Raw genomic sequence first — 810 nt, 5'->3', positions numbered from 1 at the left:
CGCGTGCCCCGCCCCGCGTCCTGTGGCTGGCCTGTGCGCGCCATGGGCCGGGGTGGCGCGGGGGTGCGCTGTGGGGTTGAGTATTTTCGGCAAGAAAATGAACAGGCTGCGCCATGGCGTTGGTCTGCGGGCGGTTCGGTGACATCCCGGAGTGTTGGCAATGGCGGGGCGTTTTGACAGTCGGGGCGGATGCGTGTCAAATGCCGTGAAGCGTGAAACGGGGCCAAGTGGGAGGAGCTCGGTTGGGCAAGCGCGTGTTGCTGGTGGAAGACGAGCCGAACATCATCGAGGCGATCCGGTTCATTCTGAGCCGCGATGGCTGGCGGGTGGATACCCATTCTGACGGGGCGACGGCGCTGGACGCGGTGGCCCGGGTCTCGCCGGATGTGATGATCCTCGACGTGATGCTGCCCGGCAAATCGGGGTTCGACATTTTGCGCGAGTTGCGCGCGGCGGAGGCGACGGCGGCGCTGCCGGTGCTGATGCTGACCGCGAAGGGGCAGGGCAAGGACCGTGACCTGGCGCTGCAATTCGGGGCCAACCGCTTCATGACAAAGCCCTTTTCCAACGACGAGGTGCTTGATTGCCTGCGCGAGCTGGCCGGGGCATGAGGGAAGGGCCGGAGGAGCCCGGCGGGCCGGGGCAGCGGCTGATCGACATTGCCGACCGTGTGGATGGCGAGGACATCCCGCTGTTCCTTGCGCGGCAGACCTATCGCCGCCGCCGCCTGATGGATGCCGCGCGCCTGCTGCCCGTGGTGGGGCTGTTGCTGGTGCTGTTTCCGCTGCTCTGGATCGGGCAGGGGGCGGG

At 67.5% G+C, this 810-nt stretch carries 1 protein-coding gene and 1 pseudogene; both read left to right on the top strand.

All coding sequences use genetic code 11. The features are described from left to right. Window positions 1-242 precede the first annotated feature (242 nt). Window positions 243-611, top strand: coding sequence for a response regulator transcription factor (locus tag DYI42_RS23990; RefSeq protein WP_213549643.1), 369 nt, complete (start codon window positions 243-245; stop codon window positions 609-611). After that, window positions 608-810, top strand: a pseudogene (locus DYI42_RS23985) (hypothetical protein); the annotation flags it as partial. The gene DYI42_RS23990 and the pseudogene DYI42_RS23985, both read left to right, overlap by 4 nt.

The organism is Vannielia litorea (assembly GCF_018424695.1).
Taxonomy (GTDB): domain Bacteria; phylum Pseudomonadota; class Alphaproteobacteria; order Rhodobacterales; family Rhodobacteraceae; genus Vannielia; species Vannielia litorea_A.
The sequence above is the reverse complement of the archived record's forward strand: the minus strand, read 5'-3'. Positions and strand labels throughout refer to the sequence as shown.